Origin of the sequence: Rhodococcus sp. HNM0569, from assembly GCF_012726205.1 — a bacterium.
Taxonomy (GTDB): Bacteria; Actinomycetota; Actinomycetes; order Mycobacteriales; family Mycobacteriaceae; genus Rhodococcus_F.
This window is the reverse complement of record NZ_JAASAE010000006.1, coordinates 128,741-145,619: the sequence shown is the minus strand read 5'-3', so window position 1 is coordinate 145,619 and position 16,879 is coordinate 128,741. Positions and strand designations below refer to the sequence as shown.

The following is a 16,879-nucleotide window of genomic DNA, read 5'->3' as shown; positions in this document are numbered from 1 at the left end:
TCTCGCCGGATATTCGCAGAAGGCCGATGGTCGTAGTGGGCCGATGTTCACAGAAGGGAGCGCGCGTGGGGCATGGGCACTCGCACGGTGTGACGCCGCAGGCCGCGCCCACACGTGGTCGCATCCGGCGCATGACGCTCGCGTTGGGCATCATCGCCGCATTCCTCGTCCTCGAGGTGATCGTCGCCCTCGCCGTCGATTCGCTGGCGCTGCTCGCCGACGCGGGGCACATGCTCACCGACGTCGCGGGCCTGAGCATGGGGCTCGCCGCGCTCGTCCTCGCGCACCGCGGCAGCCGCAAACCCGGACGCACCTTCGGGTGGCATCGTGCGGAGGTCCTCACCGCGATGGTCAATGCGGTGCTGCTGCTCGGTGTCGCCGCGTGGGTCTTCTACGAGGCGATCGAGCGCATCGGCGATCCGCCGGAGGTGCCGGGCGTCGCGCTCATGATCACCGCCGCGGCCGGCCTCGCTGCGAACCTCGTCGCCATGTTCCTCATCCGCGGCGACGCGTCGGGCAGCCTCGCGGTGCGCGGTGCCTATCTCGAGGTGCTCGCGGACGCCGTCGGCAGCGTCGGCGTGTTGGTCGCGGGCGTGTTGCTCACGGTGTTCGACTGGACCTACGCCGACGTCGTCGTCGGTGTGCTCATCTCGCTGTGGGTGTTGCCGCGCGCGCTCTCGCTCGCGGCGGCCTCGCTGCGCATCCTCACCCAGGCGTCGCCCGCACACGTCGACGTCGACGCGGTGCGCGCCGATCTCGAGTCGTTGCCCGGTGTCGACGGCGTGCACGACCTGCACGTGTGGACGCTCACCACCGGCATGGACGTCGCCACCGCGCACCTGACGAGCGACGACGACCCCAATGGCGTACTGCAACGGGCCCGTGTCGTGCTCGACACGCACGGGCTCTCGCACGCCACCGTGCAGGTCGAGAACGCGGCGGTGGGCAGGCGATGTGCGCGTGAGGTCACGTGGTGAGGGTTGGTTTCACGTACGCGTGAATCGCTGCACGCCCGCGCCCGGCCGCCACAGGTCGACGTGCAGTCCGTTGCCCGCGACCGTCGTGAGCACGACCTCCTCGACGTCGAGTGCGAACACGTCGGCCGCACCGATCTCGTCGGGGTAGCGGTCGGTGACGCGTTTCTTCTCGGCGCCCGACAGCTCGCGAGCGCGCCCGGTGATCTTCGCGTCGCCGCCGTCCATGCTGTGGTGCCCCGGGTTCGAGTGCAGCGCGTAGCGCGGGTCGCGACGCAGATCCTGCACCTTGCGCGCGTCCGGCATCGAGCCCAACAGCAGTGTGCCGTCGTAGATCTCGACCTCGGTGCCACTCACTCGCGGTGAGCCGTCGCGGCGCAGTGTCGCGAGCACATGGTGTTTGTGGGCGTGCAGGCGCGCGGCCACCGCCCGGGCGAGTTGCGGTGCTTCGGTGTCGAACGTCTTCCAGTCGGTCATGTGGTCAGTGTGCGCGGACATTACTGCCATCTTCTGTCAGTGATTTCTCGTACGATCGCCTGGTGCGTTCGACGCGATTGCTGCAGCTCATGTTGCGCCTCGAGGGCGGGCGCGGGGCCACCGCACAGCGGCTCGCGACCGAGCTGGAGGTGTCGGTGCGCACCGTGTACCGCGACGTCGCGGCACTCGCGTCGGCGGGTGTTCCGGTCGTCACCGACAGCGGCCCGGGCGGCGGGATCCGACTGCTGGACGGCTGGCAGTCGAGGCTGTCGGGGCTCACGATCGACGAGACGTCGGCGCTCATGCTGTTGGGGGTGCCGTCGGTCGCGTCGGAGCTCGGACTGGGTGCCGACGACGTCCGCGGCAAGCTGCTCGGTGCCCTGCCCGCGTCGCTGAGCGCGCGGGCGCGCACGTGGGGGGAGCGGGTGCTGGTCGACGCACCCGGCTGGTTCCGCGGTGCGGACGAGAGCTCCGCGCTGCTCCCCGCCGTCGCCCGCGCCGTGGTCACCGACACCCGGCTGCGCCTCGAGTACGTCTCGAAGGAGCGTCGTTCGCGGCGCACGGTCGACCCGCTGGGCCTCGTCGTGAAGGCGGGGGTGTGGTATCTGGTCGCGGCGCACCGGGATCGGATTCTCACCTATCGGGTGTCGCGCATCGCCTCGGTCGACGAAGTCGCGGGCGAGGTGCACAGGCCCGACGGCTTCGTACTGTCGCAGTGGTGGGCCGACACCGCGCGCCGTTTCGACCGCGCGCTACTGAGATACGACTGCCGCGTACGGCTTTCGCCGTACGCATGGCGGCGGTTGCCCGACGTCGTGGGCGTCGAGGCCGCCGCCGTCGCGCCCGAACCCGCCGATGCAGACGGGTGGGTCGCGGTCGACCTGCGGCTCGAAGCCGAGGACGTCGCAGCCTCGCAACTGGCGGCGCTACCCGGCGACGTCGAGGTCCTGGCCCCGGAAGCGTTGCGGCGCAGGGTGCGCGACGCCGCCGAGGCTGCGGTGGCGCTCAACAGGTAGTCGTCACCAGCGGTGCCGCGCCTCGTACGCGCGCCGTTCGGCGTCGTGTGCCGACTTCTTGCGCGGGTTCTCGAGGTCGCCGGGCAGGCCGTGCCGTTCGAGCCGCCGGGCCCGGTTCTGTGCCATGTAGGCGAGCGAATAGAAGAGCGCGAGAAGCACTCCCAGAAGGATCATCGCGCCGCGCAGAGCGAGGGGGCCGGGGAAGAGCAGGAACGCGGCGAACACCGGCAGGAACGGCACCATGCTGCGGATCAGGTGTCGCGGTACCGCCCAGTCGCCGGTGAGGTCGTTGCGCACCCAGTCCTGCATCGACGCGGGCAGCGGGCGGCCGAAGGTGTACGCGATCCACTGCAGCGGGTTCGGCCTCTTCCTGCCCGGCGTGCTGGTCGGATCTCCGGCCTCGGTGCGGGCCGGGGTGCGGTCACTCACCGTCGGCCTCCAGCGCTCCGGCGCGCAACGCGGCGCGGTTGAGCGAAGACAGCACCTGATGCAGCTCGCCCATCTCGGCAAAGGTGGTGCCGAGGCGCGCGACGACGGCCGGCGGGATGCCGAGGGCCTGCTCGCGCAGCGCCGCGCCGTCGTCGGTGAGCGAGACGAGGAGCTGGCGCTCGTCGTCGGTGCTGCGGGTACGCGTGATCAGGCCGGCGGCCTCGAGGCGTTTGAGCAGCGGCGACACGGTTGCGGAGTCGAACTGCAGCACCGTGCGGAGCTCCTTGACGGTGAGCGGGCTGCGCTCCCACAACGCCAGCATCACGAGGTACTGCGGGTGCGTGAGTCCGAGCGGTTCGAGCAGCGGCCGGTACACCGCGAGCACCGCACGATTGGCGACGGCGAGCGCGAAACACACCTGACGATCGAGTGCGAGGGCGTCGTCGGGCGCCGAAATCGAATCCATGCAGACCACCGTAGCAGTCGGTTAGGGCACTAGAAATTCGCGCACTAACAAAGTGGTGCACCGCACGCGGGCCGATGACGGGCGCGGCGTAACCTCTGGCCGGAGTTCATGCACGAGGAGGACCGGTGTCGATTGCGGCCGAACGGGATCACGATGTGCTGCGCGTGCTCGGCGAGCGCGTCGCGGCGGGCAGTACGCCTGGGCAGCGGGCCGACGGCCTGCGGGTCGCGCTGGCGATCGAAGGCGGCGGCAATCGCGGTGTGATCTCCGGCGGCATGGCCGCGGCGCTCGACGAGGCCGGCCTGCTGCCCGCGTTCGACGCCGTCTACGGCTCGTCGTCGGGCACGCTCACCGCGGCCTGGCTGCTGAGCGCGCACGTACAGACCGGACTGCAGGCGTGGACCGAGCCGGAGAAATACGCACGTATGTCGCGGCCGTGGAATCCGCTCACCCGCAGGCCGCTGTTCGATCTGCAGTGGCTCATCGAGGAGTTCTACGACAGGACCCTCGGCCTCGACGCCGACCACATCCTCGCGAACCCGATCAGCCTGCACCCCTTGGCCACCGACGCGGCGACCGGCGAGTCCGTCGACCTCGGCCCGCTGGTGCGCGACCGCGCGAGCCTGCACCTCGCCATGCGTGCGAGCGCGGCACTGCCGATCCTGGCAGGCAAGCCGGTGCGACTCGGTGGCCGGAACTTCCTCGATGCCGGTCTCGCCGAATCGATTCCGCTCGACACGCCGATCGCGGCGGGGGCGACGCACGTGCTGGTGCTCACGTCGCGTCGTCGGGGCGAGACGACCAGCGACTCGCCGGCGGTGCGCTGGGTGACCGATCGGTGGCTGCGTCGCGCCGCCCCGGGAGCCCGCGCGGCATTCGCCGACCGCAATGCGCGGGGACTCGTGATCGCGGAGCGACTGGCGCACTACAACACCGCGGCCGGAGCGACGCCGTCGGTCATGGCGGTGCACCCCGCGCCCGATTCGCCCGACGTCGGACGTAGTGAGAGCGATGCCGCCGTGATGCGCGCGGGTGCCCGGGCCGGCGGCGACGCGATGCGCCGCGCACTGGCGGGAATGCTCGAACAGCGCTGAGGCCCGCCGAACTCGTCGAACCCGTGTGCCCGCACCGCCGGCTGCCTACGCTCGAACCATGAGCATCGACATCACCCTGAACAACGGCGTCGTGATGCCCGCCCTCGGTTACGGCGTATACCAGACGCCGCCGGAGGAGACGACCGAGTGCGTCGTGCAGGCGCTCGAGACCGGTTACCGGCTGATCGACACGGCCGCCGCGTACGCCAACGAACGCGAGGTGGGTGAGGCGATTCGTCGTTCCGGCCTGGACCGATCCGAGGTGTTCGTCGAGACGAAGGTGTGGATCAGCGATTTCGGTTACGACGAGACGCTGCACGCGTTCGACAAGAGTGTGGGCAAACTCGGCCTCGACACGCTCGACCTGTTCATCCTGCACCAGCCGCTCCCGACGGATTTCGATCGCACGGTGGGCGCCTACAAGGCACTCGAGGCGCTGCTCGGTGATGGTCGGGTGCGTGCGATCGGCGTCAGCAACTTCATGCCGGAACATCTCGCCGCCCTGCGCGAACGCACCGACGTCGTGCCCGCAGTCAACCAGGTGGAACTGCATCCCTACTTCACCCAGCCCGACGTCCAGCGGGCCGATGCCCAGAACTCCACGCTCACCCAGGCGTGGTCGCCGATCGGAGGCATCACGAGTTGCGGCAGCGACAGCGAGCGCACCACCTTCGACGACCCCGTGATCACCGCGATAGGCGAGCAATACGGCAAGTCCGCTGCCCAGGTCATGCTTCGCTGGCACCTGCAGGAGGGTCGGTCGGCGATCCCGAAGTCGGTGCACACCGAGCGGATCGAATCGAACTTCGACGTGTTCGACTTCCAACTGACGCAGGAACAACTCCGTGAACTCGACGCGCTCGACACCGGCGTGCGCGGCGGACCCGAACCGGCGTCGATGACCCTCGAGCGTTTCGGTATGCCCATCCCCGAAGCCTGAACCGCCGGCGGCGCCCGGTGTCGTCGATGCGGCGGTCGTCGCGACGCCGAATCATGGTCGCGCGCCCGTGGGCACGGAGCGCGGGCAGGAGGTCTTCGACGGATCTGCGCACGCGGGTCCGCGTGAGCCCGCCGGGATCAGGGCACGACGAGCGTGCTGTTGCGCAGGTCGGTCACCAGCATGTGGCCGGGCGCGTGGCCGATCGCGAGCGGCGGCTTCGATTCCATGACTGCGGCTTGCGGCGTGACGCCGCACGCCCAGAACACGGGAATCTCGCCGGGCCGCACGGTGACTGCGTCGCCGAAGTCGGGACGGTCGAAATCGGCGATGCCGAGCGCGGCGGGGTCGCCGATGTGGACCGGCGCGCCGTGTACCGACGGATACCGCGACGTGACGCGGACGGCGTCGGCCACCTGACCGGCCGGGATCGGGCGCATCGACACGACGAGGGGCCCGTGGAGGCGGCCCGCCGGACGGCACGCTCGGTCGGTGCGGTACATCGGGACGTTGCGGCCCTCTTCGATGTGCCGCACGGGCACGTCGGCTTCGAGCAGCGCGGCCTCGAAGCTGAAGCTGCACCCGACGAGGAAGGCCACGAGATCGTCGGTCCACTGTTCGCGGACGTCCGGTACCTCTGCGATCTGCTCGCCGTCGACGTACACGCGGTAGGCGGGGACGTCCGTCCGGATGTCGCCGGTGCCGCCGAGGAGCGGACCGGTGAACTCGCCCGCATCGAGCACGTCGAGGACGGGGCACGACTTCGGATTGCGTTGCGCGAACAGCAGGAAGTCGTATGCGTAGTCGCGCGGCACGGCGATCAGATTGGCCTGCGCGTACCCGTCCGACCAGCCCGCCGTGGGGGTCACCAGACCGTCGCGGAAACGGGCACGGGCATCGGCCGGCGAGAGCAGAGCGCGTTCGGTCGTCACTGGACGGTCCCTTCTCGCACCCACTCGAGGTGCACGGTCGTTCCGGGGCGCAGTTGCGCGGCGCGGGGAATGTCGTCGTGTACGAGGACCCCGGCCACGGGATAGCCGCCCGTGACGGGATGGTCGGCGAGGAAGACGACGGGTTCGCCGCCAGGCGGCACCTGGATCGCACCGATCCCCGCACCTTCCGACGGCAACTGCCTGCCGCGCCGCGCCATCGCGACGCCTGGACCGGACGCGGCGGTGAGCCGCGCGCCGACGCGGCTCGTGCGCTCGGAGACCGTCCACGTGGTCGTCACGAGTGCGTGCGGATCCGTGAGCCAGTCGTCCCGCGGCCCGCGCACCACGCGCAGGGTCGCGGTCGGGCCGCCGACGGCGGGCACGGGCGCGAAATCGGTGCGGGGCAACGGAAGACGGGAGTGTCCCACCGCGAGGCGGTCGCCCGGTGCGAGGGCGTCGGGGCCGAGTCCGGCGAGAGTGTCGGTGCTACGCGACCCGAGTACGTGCGGCACGTCGACCCCGCCGCGTACCGCGACGTACGAGCGCAGTCCGGCCGTCGAGTTGCCCAATCGCACAGTCGATCCGGGTGACACTCGAATGCGGGCGTTGCGGCCGACGGTGATCCGGGTGGCTCCGGTCTCGACGGTGACCTCGGCATCCGCGCCGGTGACCGCGACGAACACGTCGCGGTCGGCGTCAGGGTCGACACGAAAGGCGAAGCCACCGAGCAACACCTCGACGGCCGCCGTGTCCTCGTGGTTGCCGACGAGACGGTTGGCGAGCATGTGCGAGCGGCGGTCGGCCGCGCCCGAGCGACCCACGCCGCTCGACGCGAGGCCGGGCCTGCCTGCGTCCTCGACGAGCGACTGCGGCCCGGTGGCAAGGACTTCGAGGACGGTCATGAATCCACCGCCACGAATCGGACGAGGGTGCCCGGGGTGAGCAACGCGGGGGGCGTGCGGCCGAGGTCGAACAGCGTGACGTCGGTGCGGCCGATCAGCTGCCACCCGCCGGGCGATGCGGTGGGGTAGACGCCGCTGAAGCGGTCGGCGAGACCCACCGAGCCCGGCGGTACGGAAGTACGGGGCTCGTCCCGTCGCGGAACCTCGAGACGCTCGTCGCCGTCGACGAGATAGCCGAAGCCGGGCGCGAATCCGGTGAACGCGACGCGCCACGGCGTGCGGGTGTGCGCGTCGACGATCTCGTCGGTGGTCAACCCCGTGAGTCGGGCGACGTCGTCGAGGTCGGGCCCGTCGTAGATGGTGGGGATGTCGACGGTGTCGCCCGACGCGGCGGTCGACCGCGTGGGTTCGAGACGGGAGATCGCGTCGCGGACGACGCTGAGGCGCGACGGATCGGTGACCGACACGAACACTGTGCGCGCACCGGGCACGACGTCGACGACGTCGAGTTGCGCGGCCTCGATCGCGGCGCTCCACGCGAGTACGTCCGCGATGTCGTCGAGCTCGAGCAGCAGCGCGGTGGTGCCGTAGGGACGCAGAATCATGTGAACGGCTGGACGAGGATCGACGCGTCGCCGAGACGCGCACGCACGGCACGCGCCATCTCGACCGCGCCGGGGCTGTCGCCGTGCACGCACACCGAGTCGACGTCGATCGACACGACGCTGCCGTCGACCGCCTCGACGACGCCCTCGGTGACCATGCGCAGCACGCGTTCCGCGACGACGTCGGGATCGTGCAGGACGGCGCCGGGCTCGCGACGGGACACGAGCGTGCCCTCGGGGGTGTACGCGCGGTCGGCGAACGCTTCTCGTACGGTGCGCAGTCCGCGCTTCTCGGCAGCGGCGAGCAGCGCCGATCCGGGCAGGCCGAGCACCGGCAGCGACGCGTCGAGCGCGGCGATCGCGTCGACGATCGCCTGTGCGTGCTCCTTGTGGTGCACCGCCGTGTTGTACAGCGCGCCATGGGGTTTGACGTACCGCACGCGACCCCCGGACGCGCTGGCGAGGGCCTGCAGCGCACCGATCTGATACACGACGTCGTCGGTCAGCTCGCGCAGCGACGCGTCGACGAACCGCCTGCCGAAGCCCGCGAGGTCGCGGTACGACACCTGCGCGCCGATGCGGACGTCGCGCGCCGCCGCCCACGTGCAGGTGCGGCCGATGGTCTGCGGGTCACCCGCGTGGAACCCGCACGCGACGTTCGCGCTCGTGACGACGTCGAGGACGGCCTCGTCGTCGCCGAGTTCCCAGCGCCCGAACGATTCTCCGACGTCGCTGTTGAGGTCGATGTTCATACGATCAGCTCCAGAGATCGGCGAGGCCGCTCAGCGAGTTCCAGCCGAGGTAGAGGGTGAGCAGCCACACCACGAGACCGGCCACCTTGAGCCAGACGGGGTAGCGGTAGCCGTGCAGCAGGTCGCGTCGTGCCCACGCCACCCACAGTACGACGGTGAATCCGATGGGCAGGATGAGCCCGTTGAACGCACCCGCGAAGATCAGCAGGTTGACCGGCGCGGCGCCGAGCGTCACGAACAGGATCGCGCTGAGCGCGATGAACGCGACGGTGAGCAGATTCTGGGTGCGCGCGGACGTCTTCGACGTCGTCATGAACGACACCGACGTGTACGCCGCGCCGATGACGGACGTGAGCGCCGCCGCCCACAGGATGACGCCGAACGCGACGCCGCCTGCGCTGCCGATCGCGTGCTCGAAGGCCGAGGCGGTGGGATTGTCCTTCGCGAGGGCGACGCCGCCCGCGGTGACGCCGAGGATCGCGAGGAACAGCAGTGCACGCATGATGCCGGTGACGAGGATGCCGTACATCGAACCGCGGGTGATGTGCCCGACGTTCTGCGGCCCGGTGATGCCGGTGTCGAGCAGTCGGTGGGCACCCGCGTAGGTGATGTAGCCGCCGACGGTGCCGCCGACGATCGTGGTGATCGCGAGGAAGTCGACGCTCTCGGGCAGCACCGCATTGCGCAGTGCGTCGCCCAACGGCGGTTTCGACACGATCGCGGTGTACGTGGTCATCGCGATCATGCCCGCACCGAGCACGACGACGATGCGGTCGAGTGCGACGCCCGCGCGCTTGCTGAGGAAGACACCGATCGCGATGAGCGCCGACACGGCGCCGCCGATGCGCGGGTCGAGCCCGAACATCGCATTGGCGCCCAGACCGGCGCCGCTGGTGTTGCCGATGTTGAAGACCAGGCCGCCGAGGACGACGAGCACGGCCAGTGCCCAGCCGACGCCCGGCAGCACCTTGTTGCCGAGTTCGTGTGCACGCACGCCGGCGACGCCGATGACGCGCCACACGTTCAGCTGGACCGCGATGTCGATGAGGATCGAGATCACGATCGCGAACGCGAACGCCGCGCCGAGCTGCGCCGTGAAGTTGGTGGTCTGGGTGATGAAGCCGGGGCCGACCGCGCTGGTCGCCATGAGGAACATCGCGCCGAGCAGGGCGCCACGGGTCGCATGGCTGCGTTTGCCGCCGCCGGGGGTCGCGTCGCCTCCGGCGGCGTGGGTATGGGGTGTCTCGGCGGAATCGGATGAGTGATCGGCCGTCGCGCCATCGGCTGCAGGCATGGGCAGGCTCCTGTCGAACGGGGTGAACGGGGTTCACCTGAGAGTCGCCGCGACGTGTTTCGTTGCGATGTCGGAGATGCTAAGGATTGTTCAACAATCCTGCAATCTCCAACCCGCCTAGACTGAGCCGCGTGACCCGCGCCCAGCCCACCACCGACGCCCTCCGCACACTCGCGGCCTCGCGGCCGAAGGTGGTGCTGACCTCGTCGTCGGACCGTGCTGCGGAGGTCGTGCGCGAACAGATCGTCGACGGGATCTTCCGGCCCGGCGCACGGCTGCCGGAGGAGCCGATCGCCGACGCGCTCGGCATCTCACGCAACACACTGCGCGAAGCGCTCAGCCAGCTCGTCGCCGAACGGATCCTCGAGCGCATCCCGCACCGCGGCGTCTTCGTGCGCGTGCCCACCGCCGAGGACGTCCGCGACATCTACCGCGCACGACGCGTCATCGAACCCGGGTGCCTGCGCGCGCTCGCCGACACCGACGGGTACGACGCGTCCGCCGTGGTCGACGCGGTGCGTGCAGGCGAGAAGGCGCTCGGTGCGGGCGACGGCGACGCCGTGGCCTCGGCCAACCAACGGTTCCATCGTGCGGTCGTCGCGCTCGGCGGCAGCACGCGTCTCGACGCCGAGATGAGCCTGCTGCTCGCCGAGATGAGACTCGTCTTCTTCTGTGCGGGCGAGGCGCGCGACTTCCACGCCCCGTACGTCCCGATGAACCGCGAGATCGCGGACCTCCTCGCGGCGGGTCGCGCGGCCGACGCCGCCGACACCCTCGCGCGTTATCTCGTGGTCGCCGAGGGCGACCTGCTCTCCGCCTTCGACGCCTGACCGCGCGCGGCAGCCCTCACAGCCAGAAGCGCATGAGCCCGTTGCCGTACTGCGCGAGCACGCGGTCCACCCCGGACAGTTCGAACAGCCAGTAGACCGCGCCGAAGAACGCCCGGTTGATCTCGGGGACGAACAGCAACGCGATCACGAACAGGATTCCGTAGGTGGCGAACCGGCGCAGCGCCCGCCGCGTCTCGGCCGACAGGAACGGTTCGATCGCGCCGTAGCCGTCGAGGCCCGGGACCGGAAGCAGATTCAGCAGTGCCGCCGTGACCTGGAGGAACGCGAGGAAGGCGACGCCCGCCCAGAACACGATGTGCTCGCCGCTGCCGAACAGCCGCACCACCGCGAGCAGCACGATCGCGAACACCACGTTGACGAGCGGCCCCGCCAGCGAGATCCGCGCCTGCGTGCCGCGCGGGAACAAGCCGCTCCGGACGTACACCGCGCCGCCGGGCAGTCCGATGCCGCCGAGCGCGATGAACAGCACCGGGATCCCGATCGAGAGCAGCGGATTGCTGTACTTGCGTGGGTCGAGCGTGAGATAGCCGCGCACCTCGACGTCGGTGTCGCCTGCCCGCCACGCGCTGTAGGCGTGTGCGAACTCGTGCAGGCACAGGGTGACGACCCAGCCCGCGACGACGAGCACGAAGACACCCGCGTGTGCGAGTGCCGAATCGGGCGCCGCGCGCCACGCGAGGATCCCGCCGACGACCGTGGTGGCCACGATCGCCGCGAACACCGGGCTCGGTTTCACCGCGGCACGCCGGGTGCGGGTCATCGCACCAACAGCCACTCGCGCTCGTCGCGGTAGAACGTCGACCGCGTGAGCGGACGCTCGTGCGGGACGCCGTCGCGCACGAGCATCGCGCCCGGCGAACCCAGTTGCGCCGCACGCCCTTCGGTCCACCTCCGCGGCACCCACCGGCGCCTGCGGTCGACCGCTGCGCGCAGGCCCGGCTGATTCGGCATCGGACGCACCCGCACCGGACGCGTCGTACCCGAGAACAGGCGGGTGTCGTCGACGTACATCTCACCGGTCAGATCCGTCGATCCGGTGCCCGTGTAGACGGCCTCGCCGACGAGCGCGATGCCCGCGTCGTCGCGGATCAGCGGCAGCGCGTGCGCCTTGCCGTTCAGCGCGTCCTGCGCGGCCTTGGCCCCCGTCGCGAGGTGGTACGCGCCCGTCGCGGGGGTGTCGTGCTCGGTGACGTACGCGAGCTCGATGTTCAGGCGGTCGGTACGCAAGAGTCGCGTGAGCGTCGCGGCGAACGCCCGGTCGTCGCCCACGACGACGAGCCGCGGATTCTCGACCACCTGCAGCTTCGAGAACACCTCGTCGAAATCGTCCTTGCCCGGCACCGCGGGGACGCTCGACACCGACACCGCAGCGAGGGGCAACGGGAGGGGCGCATCGCCGCAGATGAGGACGACTGGGGTCACAAGCTCTCCTGCTCGGTTCGGCACGTCACCGTCGGTTGGCACGTCGCCGCCATCGTAGACCGCGATCATGAGCGTCCCGTGTGACGGGCGATGCGGCTGCACGGGGCGCACGGCGACGTGTCCGGATCGCACAGAAGCCGCTCGGCTAGACTGTTCCCCCGGCCACTGCCTGCACGCGGCAGGACCACGCAGTCGGACACGGCTGCGCGTCGACCGTAGGAGACAACGTCATGCCGGCAATCGTCCTGATCGGCGCCCAATGGGGCGACGAGGGCAAGGGCAAAGCTACCGACCTCTTGGGCGAACGCCTCCAGTGGGTGGTGCGCTACCAGGGCGGAAACAATGCCGGCCATACCGTCGTGCTCCCGAACGGCGACAAGTTCGCCTTGCACCTCATCCCGTCGGGCATCCTCACGCCGGGGGTGACCAATGTGATCGGCAACGGCGTCGTGGTCGACCCGGGCGTGCTGCTCACCGAACTCGCCGGTCTCGAGGCTCGCGGTGTCGACACCGACCGGCTGCTGCTGTCGGCCGACGCGCACCTGATCATGCCGTACCACGTGGCCATCGACAAAGTCACCGAACGGTTCCTCGGCGCCCGCAAGATCGGCACGACGGGCCGCGGCATCGGCCCCTGCTACCAGGACAAGATCGCCCGCGTCGGCGTCCGGGCAGCCGACGTCCTCGACGAGAAGATCCTTCGGCAGAAGGTCGAGGCGGCACTCGAATTCAAGAACCAGGTGCTCGCCAAGATCTACAACCGGCGCGCCCTCGAACCCGACCAGGTGGTCGACGAAGTCCTCACGCAGGCAGAGGGATTCCGTCACCGTATCGCCGACACGCGGCTCGAACTGAACCGTGCGCTCGAACGCGGCGAGACCGTCCTGCTCGAAGGTTCGCAGGGCACGATGCTCGACGTCGACCACGGCACCTACCCGTTCGTCACGTCGTCCAACCCCACCGCGGGCGGCGCGTCGGTGGGCTCCGGCATCGGCCCCACCCGCATCACCACGGTTCTCGGCATCCTCAAGGCGTACACCACGCGCGTCGGTTCGGGCCCGTTCCCCACCGAACTGTTCGACGAGTCGGGCGAGTACCTCGCCAAGACCGGCGGCGAGGTGGGTGTGACCACCGGCCGCTCGCGCCGCACCGGCTGGTTCGACGCGGTCATCGCGCGCTACGCGACTCGCGTCAACGGCATCACCGACTACTTCCTCACCAAGCTCGACGTCCTGTCGTCGCTCGACACGATCCCCATCTGCGTCGGCTACGAGATCGACGGCGTCCGCCACGACGACATGCCGATGACGCAGAGCGAGATCCACCACGCCAAGCCGATCTACGAAGAGATGCCGGGCTGGTGGGAGGACATCTCGGGCGCGCGCACCTTCGACGACCTGCCGCAGAACGCACAGAACTACGTGCTTCGGCTCGAAGAGCTGTCGGGTGCGTTCATCTCGTGCATCGGTGTCGGCCCGGGCCGCGACCAGACCATCGTCCGCCGCGACATCCTGGCCTGAGCGCAGCGGCGGCACGTGCCACCGATGCCCTCAGGGCTTGCCGCCGATACCGAGGCTCGTGTCGGCAGGTGTGGCATTCGGTGCCGGAGCAGGGTCGCTCGTCGTGGGCGTTCCGCCGGACTCGGGCACCGCATCCGACGGACTCGCCAGGTCCGGTAGGCGCCCGAGCATCGTGAGGCTCGGTACGAAGAACAGCGTCCCGGTGACGGCGGTCGAGAAGTCGAGGATGCGGTCGTAATTGCCCTCGGGGTTGCCGAGGAACATGTGCTGCAGCATCAGTTCGGTGATCGCGACGTCCTTCGCGTAGCCGATGAAGTACGTGCCGTACTCGTCGTCGCCGAGCGACCCGAACGGCATGTTGTCGCGCAGGATGTCGTGTTCGACTCCGTCGTCGTCGACGATCGTGTTGAGGGCGACGTGCGAGTTGCTCGGCTTGACGTCGTCGTCCAGTTCGATGTTCTCGACCTTGGTGCGGCCGATGACGTTCTGCTGTTCCTCGACGGTGAGCGAGTCCCAGGCCGCCATGTCGTGCAGGTACTTCTGCACGATCACGTAACTGCCACCGGAGAATTCGGGTTCGGCGTCGCCGATCGTGGTGGCGTCGACGGCCTCCGCGCCGACCGGATTGGCCGTGCCGTCGACGAACCCGAGCAGGTCGCGCGAATCGAAATAGCGGAACCCGTGCACCTCGTCGACGACCGTCCCGGCCGAGCCGAGCTGCGACACGATCTGCCTGCCGAGTTCGAAACACAGGTCGGGTCGACGTGCCTTGATGTGGAACAGGATGTCGCCGGGCGTGCTCGGCGCGGAATGCACGCCGCCGTCGAGCGGCACGAACGGATGCAGGCCCGCGGGCTTGAAGTCGAGACCGAGGCGGTCCCAGAACCGGGAGCCGATGCTCACGACGCACGAGAGCGACGACGGCAGGTCGCGGAAGCCGACATTCTTGACGAGCTCGCCCACCCCGGTCGCGACGTCGAGCACGGCGCCGGCATCCGCGGCGGCGGGCCCCGCCTGCACCACCACGAACAGCGCCGCGGCGCTCAGGGGGTCGGACACCTTCTGCGGCGACTGTGCCGACAGCGACTCGGTCATCGTGTTCCTTCCGGCGGGTACTGCTGTGCTCCACGGGTCACTGCGATTATCGCCGTCCGAGCGGCTCGGGTCAGGCGAAGGGCCGACGCGGCGTGGCGGGGGCCGGTTCGCAGGATGTGCGCAGCCTCGGGTCACAGGATGTGACCGGGGCGTTAAGAGATCGTCAGCGTTCCGTGTCCGGCGTGGCGCGCGGGGTCGGCGTGGCTCACCATCGAATCATGCTGGTGTCCGGTAGCTTCGGGTGAGCGGCCGCGACAGGAACCCATACAGCTTCGAAACGGCGGTGACCATGACTTCGGTGACTGCGCGCTCTCGAGCGCGGAAATCTCGTGCCGGCCTGCCCACGCGTGCGGACGCGGCGGCAAACGTCCTCCCTGTCGGCTGTCTCACGATCGCGTCATTCGGCGACGCCGCGTACCGGCCCGCGCACGATCTCGCGGAATCCGTCCGCGGCACGCGCGTCGACTGGCTGCGGCTGCCTCCGGCGTGGTCGGCGCGTTCCGAGGATGCGCTGGGCCGCGTCCTGCACGCGCCGCGTGGCAGCAGGCTCGCACTGCTCGGCGACGGCGCCGCAGTGGGTCCCGCCCGCTCGCTCGCGCTAGCGCACGGCGCCGTCGTCGACGAGGTCACGGTGGACGAGGGTGACCCACACGCATACTGCGTGCGCTGCAATGCGGCGCACGCGACGGGTGCCGCGCCGGGTTCGCTCGCGCCGTGCCCGACGTGCGCGCTCGACGTCGGCGTGTACGCGCCGGGCTCGGGCATGCAGGCTGCGTACCTCGCGCTGGTCGCGCCGAGCTGAACCGCGCTCACCCCCTGGCCTCCGGTCACGATGTCACCCGTGGCCTCTGGTCACAATGTCACATCGTGTGCATCCAGCGCACACGATGTGACATCGCGACCACACAGGTTGGGGTGCAACTACTCTCAGTAGAGCTTCGCGCGGTCCTCGTTGGAGAATGCGACATGCTCGTCGGTGCGTCCGTCGCGCAGCTTCTGCACCCACAGCGGGTCGGACAGCAGCGCGCGTCCGATCGCGACGATGTCGAACTCGTCGTTCTCGAACTGCCGTAGCAGCCGGTCGATACCGGTGGTGCGGGCCTTGCCGTCGCCGGTGAACACGGTGGTGAACACGTCGTCGAGGCCGACCGAGCCGACGGTGATCGTCGGAACACCGGTGAGGCGCTTCGTCCAGCCCGCGAGGCCGAGTTCGCCGTCGCGGCCGGTGAGATCCGCGAACTCGGGTACCCAGTGCCGACGCGTCGACGGGTGCAGGATGTCGACGCCCGCATCGACGAGCGGCGTGAGGATCCGTTCCAGTTCGGCGGGGGAGTGCGCGAGCCGCGCGTCGTACTGGTTCGACTTCCACTGCGAGAAGCGGTACACGATGGGGAAATCCGGCCCGACGGCGGCGCGCACCGCAGCCACCACCTCGGCGGGGAAGCGTACGCGAGCCTCGAGTGAGCCACCGTATCCGTCATCGCGCGTGTTGGTGCGCTCCCACAGGAACTGGTCGAGCAGGTAGCCGTGCGCGCCGTGCAGTTCGAGGCCGTCGAAGCCGAGATCCTTCGCGTTGACGGCCGCGGCAACCCACGCCTCGAGCAGAGTGTCGAGTTCGGCGGTGGCGAGTGCGCGGCCCATCGGTGAGCCGTCGAGCGCGATGCCCGACGGGCTCACCGTGGTGACCTCCGGATTGAACTTCGGGTGGTCGCCGCGCTCGACGCCCGTGTGCCACAGCTGCGGGATGATCACGCCGCCCTCCGCGTGTACCGCGTCGACGACGCGGCGCCACCCGTCGAGTGACTCGGTTCCGTAGAACCGTGGCACGCTGCGCATCGGGCCCGCGGCGGGGTCGGGAATGTAGGTGCCCTCGGTGATGACGAGGCCGACCCCGGCCGCGGCGCGGCGACGGTAGTAGGCGGCGACGTCGTCGCCGGGGACTCCGCTCGGCGAGAAGCCGCGGGTCATGGGCGCCATCGCGAAGCGGTTGGCCAGTTTCAGCGAGCCGTGGCTGAAGGGGGTGAACAGGCTGTCTGTCTGCAGTCGAGATTCTTCCACGAGACCAGCCAACCCGCGCACACGTCGATCTATTCCCGACCCGCCTCGCGACGGC

At 69.9% G+C, this 16,879-nt stretch carries 19 protein-coding genes; 7 read left to right on the top strand and 12 right to left on the bottom strand.

The genetic code is table 11. The features are described from left to right. Positions 1-26: 26 nt before the first annotated feature. Complete coding sequence (locus HCA44_RS10570; RefSeq protein ID WP_240945435.1) at positions 27-977, top strand: cation diffusion facilitator family transporter; 951 nt, start codon at positions 27-29, stop codon at positions 975-977. Between the two features lie 9 nt (positions 978-986). Here the strand turns inward: HCA44_RS10570 and HCA44_RS10565 are convergent, their stop codons facing one another. Next, positions 987-1,451 carry a pyridoxamine 5'-phosphate oxidase family protein gene (locus HCA44_RS10565; RefSeq protein ID WP_169648512.1) on the bottom strand — a complete coding sequence of 155 codons (465 nt, stop codon included), beginning with the start codon at positions 1,449-1,451 and terminating at the stop codon, positions 987-989. A 62-nt stretch (positions 1,452-1,513) separates the two neighbouring features. Between HCA44_RS10565 and HCA44_RS10560 the strand changes: the two genes are divergently transcribed. Then, positions 1,514-2,467 (top strand): YafY family protein, encoded by a 954-nt coding sequence (locus HCA44_RS10560; protein ID WP_169648511.1) that lies wholly within the window; start codon positions 1,514-1,516, stop codon positions 2,465-2,467. Positions 2,468-2,470: 3 nt separating this feature from the next. Here HCA44_RS10560 and HCA44_RS10555 read toward each other — a convergent pair whose 3' ends face one another. Both HCA44_RS10555 and HCA44_RS10550 read right to left on the bottom strand, forming a co-directional pair. After that, positions 2,471-2,896, bottom strand: a complete 426-nt coding sequence (locus tag HCA44_RS10555) for a DUF5313 family protein (protein WP_169648510.1) — start codon at positions 2,894-2,896, stop codon at positions 2,471-2,473. Continuing rightward, on the bottom strand, positions 2,889-3,362 hold the full coding sequence (locus HCA44_RS10550; RefSeq protein ID WP_169648509.1) for a MarR family transcriptional regulator: 474 nt from the start codon (positions 3,360-3,362) through the stop codon (positions 2,889-2,891). The genes HCA44_RS10555 and HCA44_RS10550 overlap by 8 nt, the downstream gene beginning before the upstream one ends. Positions 3,363-3,487: 125 nt before the next feature. Here HCA44_RS10550 and HCA44_RS10545 point away from each other — a divergent pair, with 125 nt between their 5' ends. Together HCA44_RS10545 and HCA44_RS10540 are read left to right on the top strand one after the other, a co-directional pair. Then, positions 3,488-4,456, top strand: a complete 969-nt coding sequence (locus HCA44_RS10545) for a patatin-like phospholipase family protein (RefSeq protein ID WP_169648508.1) — start codon at positions 3,488-3,490, stop codon at positions 4,454-4,456. A gap of 58 nt (positions 4,457-4,514) precedes the next feature. Beyond that, a complete protein-coding gene (locus HCA44_RS10540; RefSeq protein ID WP_169648507.1) occupies positions 4,515-5,396 on the top strand; it encodes an aldo/keto reductase in 882 nt (293 codons plus the stop codon). A gap of 137 nt (positions 5,397-5,533) precedes the next feature. On the opposite strand, the gene HCA44_RS10535 is transcribed toward HCA44_RS10540, so the two are convergent. From HCA44_RS10535 to HCA44_RS10515, 5 genes are read right to left on the bottom strand one after another with little or no spacing between them, the layout of a single operon-like run. Beyond that, entirely contained in the window at positions 5,534-6,325 is a 792-nt protein-coding gene (locus HCA44_RS10535; protein ID WP_169648506.1) for a putative hydro-lyase, read from the bottom strand. Next, complete coding sequence (locus HCA44_RS10530) at positions 6,322-7,227, bottom strand: biotin-dependent carboxyltransferase family protein (protein WP_169648505.1); 906 nt, start codon at positions 7,225-7,227, stop codon at positions 6,322-6,324. The genes HCA44_RS10535 and HCA44_RS10530 overlap by 4 nt, the downstream gene beginning before the upstream one ends. Further along, positions 7,224-7,832, bottom strand: coding sequence for a 5-oxoprolinase subunit PxpB (pxpB, locus tag HCA44_RS10525; protein WP_169648504.1), 609 nt, complete (start codon positions 7,830-7,832; stop codon positions 7,224-7,226). The genes HCA44_RS10530 and pxpB overlap by 4 nt, the downstream gene beginning before the upstream one ends. After that, positions 7,829-8,584, bottom strand: a complete 756-nt coding sequence (locus HCA44_RS10520) for a 5-oxoprolinase subunit PxpA (protein WP_169648503.1) — start codon at positions 8,582-8,584, stop codon at positions 7,829-7,831. Before HCA44_RS10520 ends, pxpB begins: the two co-directional genes overlap by 4 nt. A 4-nt stretch (positions 8,585-8,588) precedes the next feature. Then, the gene (locus HCA44_RS10515; protein ID WP_169648502.1) at positions 8,589-9,878 is read right to left on the bottom strand and encodes an NRAMP family divalent metal transporter; all 1,290 of its coding nucleotides are present in this window, start codon (positions 9,876-9,878) and stop codon (positions 8,589-8,591) included. A gap of 131 nt (positions 9,879-10,009) precedes the next feature. Here HCA44_RS10515 and HCA44_RS10510 point away from each other — a divergent pair, with 131 nt between their 5' ends. Next, positions 10,010-10,708: a GntR family transcriptional regulator gene (locus HCA44_RS10510; protein ID WP_169648501.1), complete on the top strand. Its 699-nt coding sequence runs from the start codon at positions 10,010-10,012 to the stop codon at positions 10,706-10,708. A 16-nt stretch (positions 10,709-10,724) separates the two neighbouring features. Here HCA44_RS10510 and HCA44_RS10505 read toward each other — a convergent pair whose 3' ends face one another. Both HCA44_RS10505 and HCA44_RS10500 read right to left on the bottom strand, forming a co-directional pair. Continuing rightward, positions 10,725-11,489, bottom strand: coding sequence for a site-2 protease family protein (locus HCA44_RS10505; protein WP_169648500.1), 765 nt, complete (start codon positions 11,487-11,489; stop codon positions 10,725-10,727). After that, entirely contained in the window at positions 11,486-12,151 is a 666-nt protein-coding gene (locus HCA44_RS10500) for a hypothetical protein (RefSeq protein ID WP_169648499.1), read from the bottom strand. Before HCA44_RS10500 ends, HCA44_RS10505 begins: the two co-directional genes overlap by 4 nt. A 230-nt stretch (positions 12,152-12,381) precedes the next feature. Between HCA44_RS10500 and HCA44_RS10495 the strand changes: the two genes are divergently transcribed. Beyond that, a complete protein-coding gene (locus HCA44_RS10495; protein ID WP_169648498.1) occupies positions 12,382-13,671 on the top strand; it encodes an adenylosuccinate synthase in 1,290 nt (429 codons plus the stop codon). A gap of 30 nt (positions 13,672-13,701) precedes the next feature. Here HCA44_RS10495 and HCA44_RS10490 read toward each other — a convergent pair whose 3' ends face one another. After that, positions 13,702-14,766: a Dyp-type peroxidase gene (locus HCA44_RS10490; RefSeq protein ID WP_169648497.1), complete on the bottom strand. Its 1,065-nt coding sequence runs from the start codon at positions 14,764-14,766 to the stop codon at positions 13,702-13,704. A gap of 298 nt (positions 14,767-15,064) precedes the next feature. Here HCA44_RS10490 and HCA44_RS10485 point away from each other — a divergent pair, with 298 nt between their 5' ends. Further along, positions 15,065-15,568 (top strand): hypothetical protein, encoded by a 504-nt coding sequence (locus HCA44_RS10485; protein WP_169648496.1) that lies wholly within the window; start codon positions 15,065-15,067, stop codon positions 15,566-15,568. 125 nt (positions 15,569-15,693) lie between these two features. Here the strand turns inward: HCA44_RS10485 and HCA44_RS10480 are convergent, their stop codons facing one another. Next, positions 15,694-16,824, bottom strand: a complete 1,131-nt coding sequence (locus tag HCA44_RS10480; protein ID WP_169648495.1) for an NADH:flavin oxidoreductase — start codon at positions 16,822-16,824, stop codon at positions 15,694-15,696. Positions 16,825-16,879 lie beyond the last annotated feature (55 nt).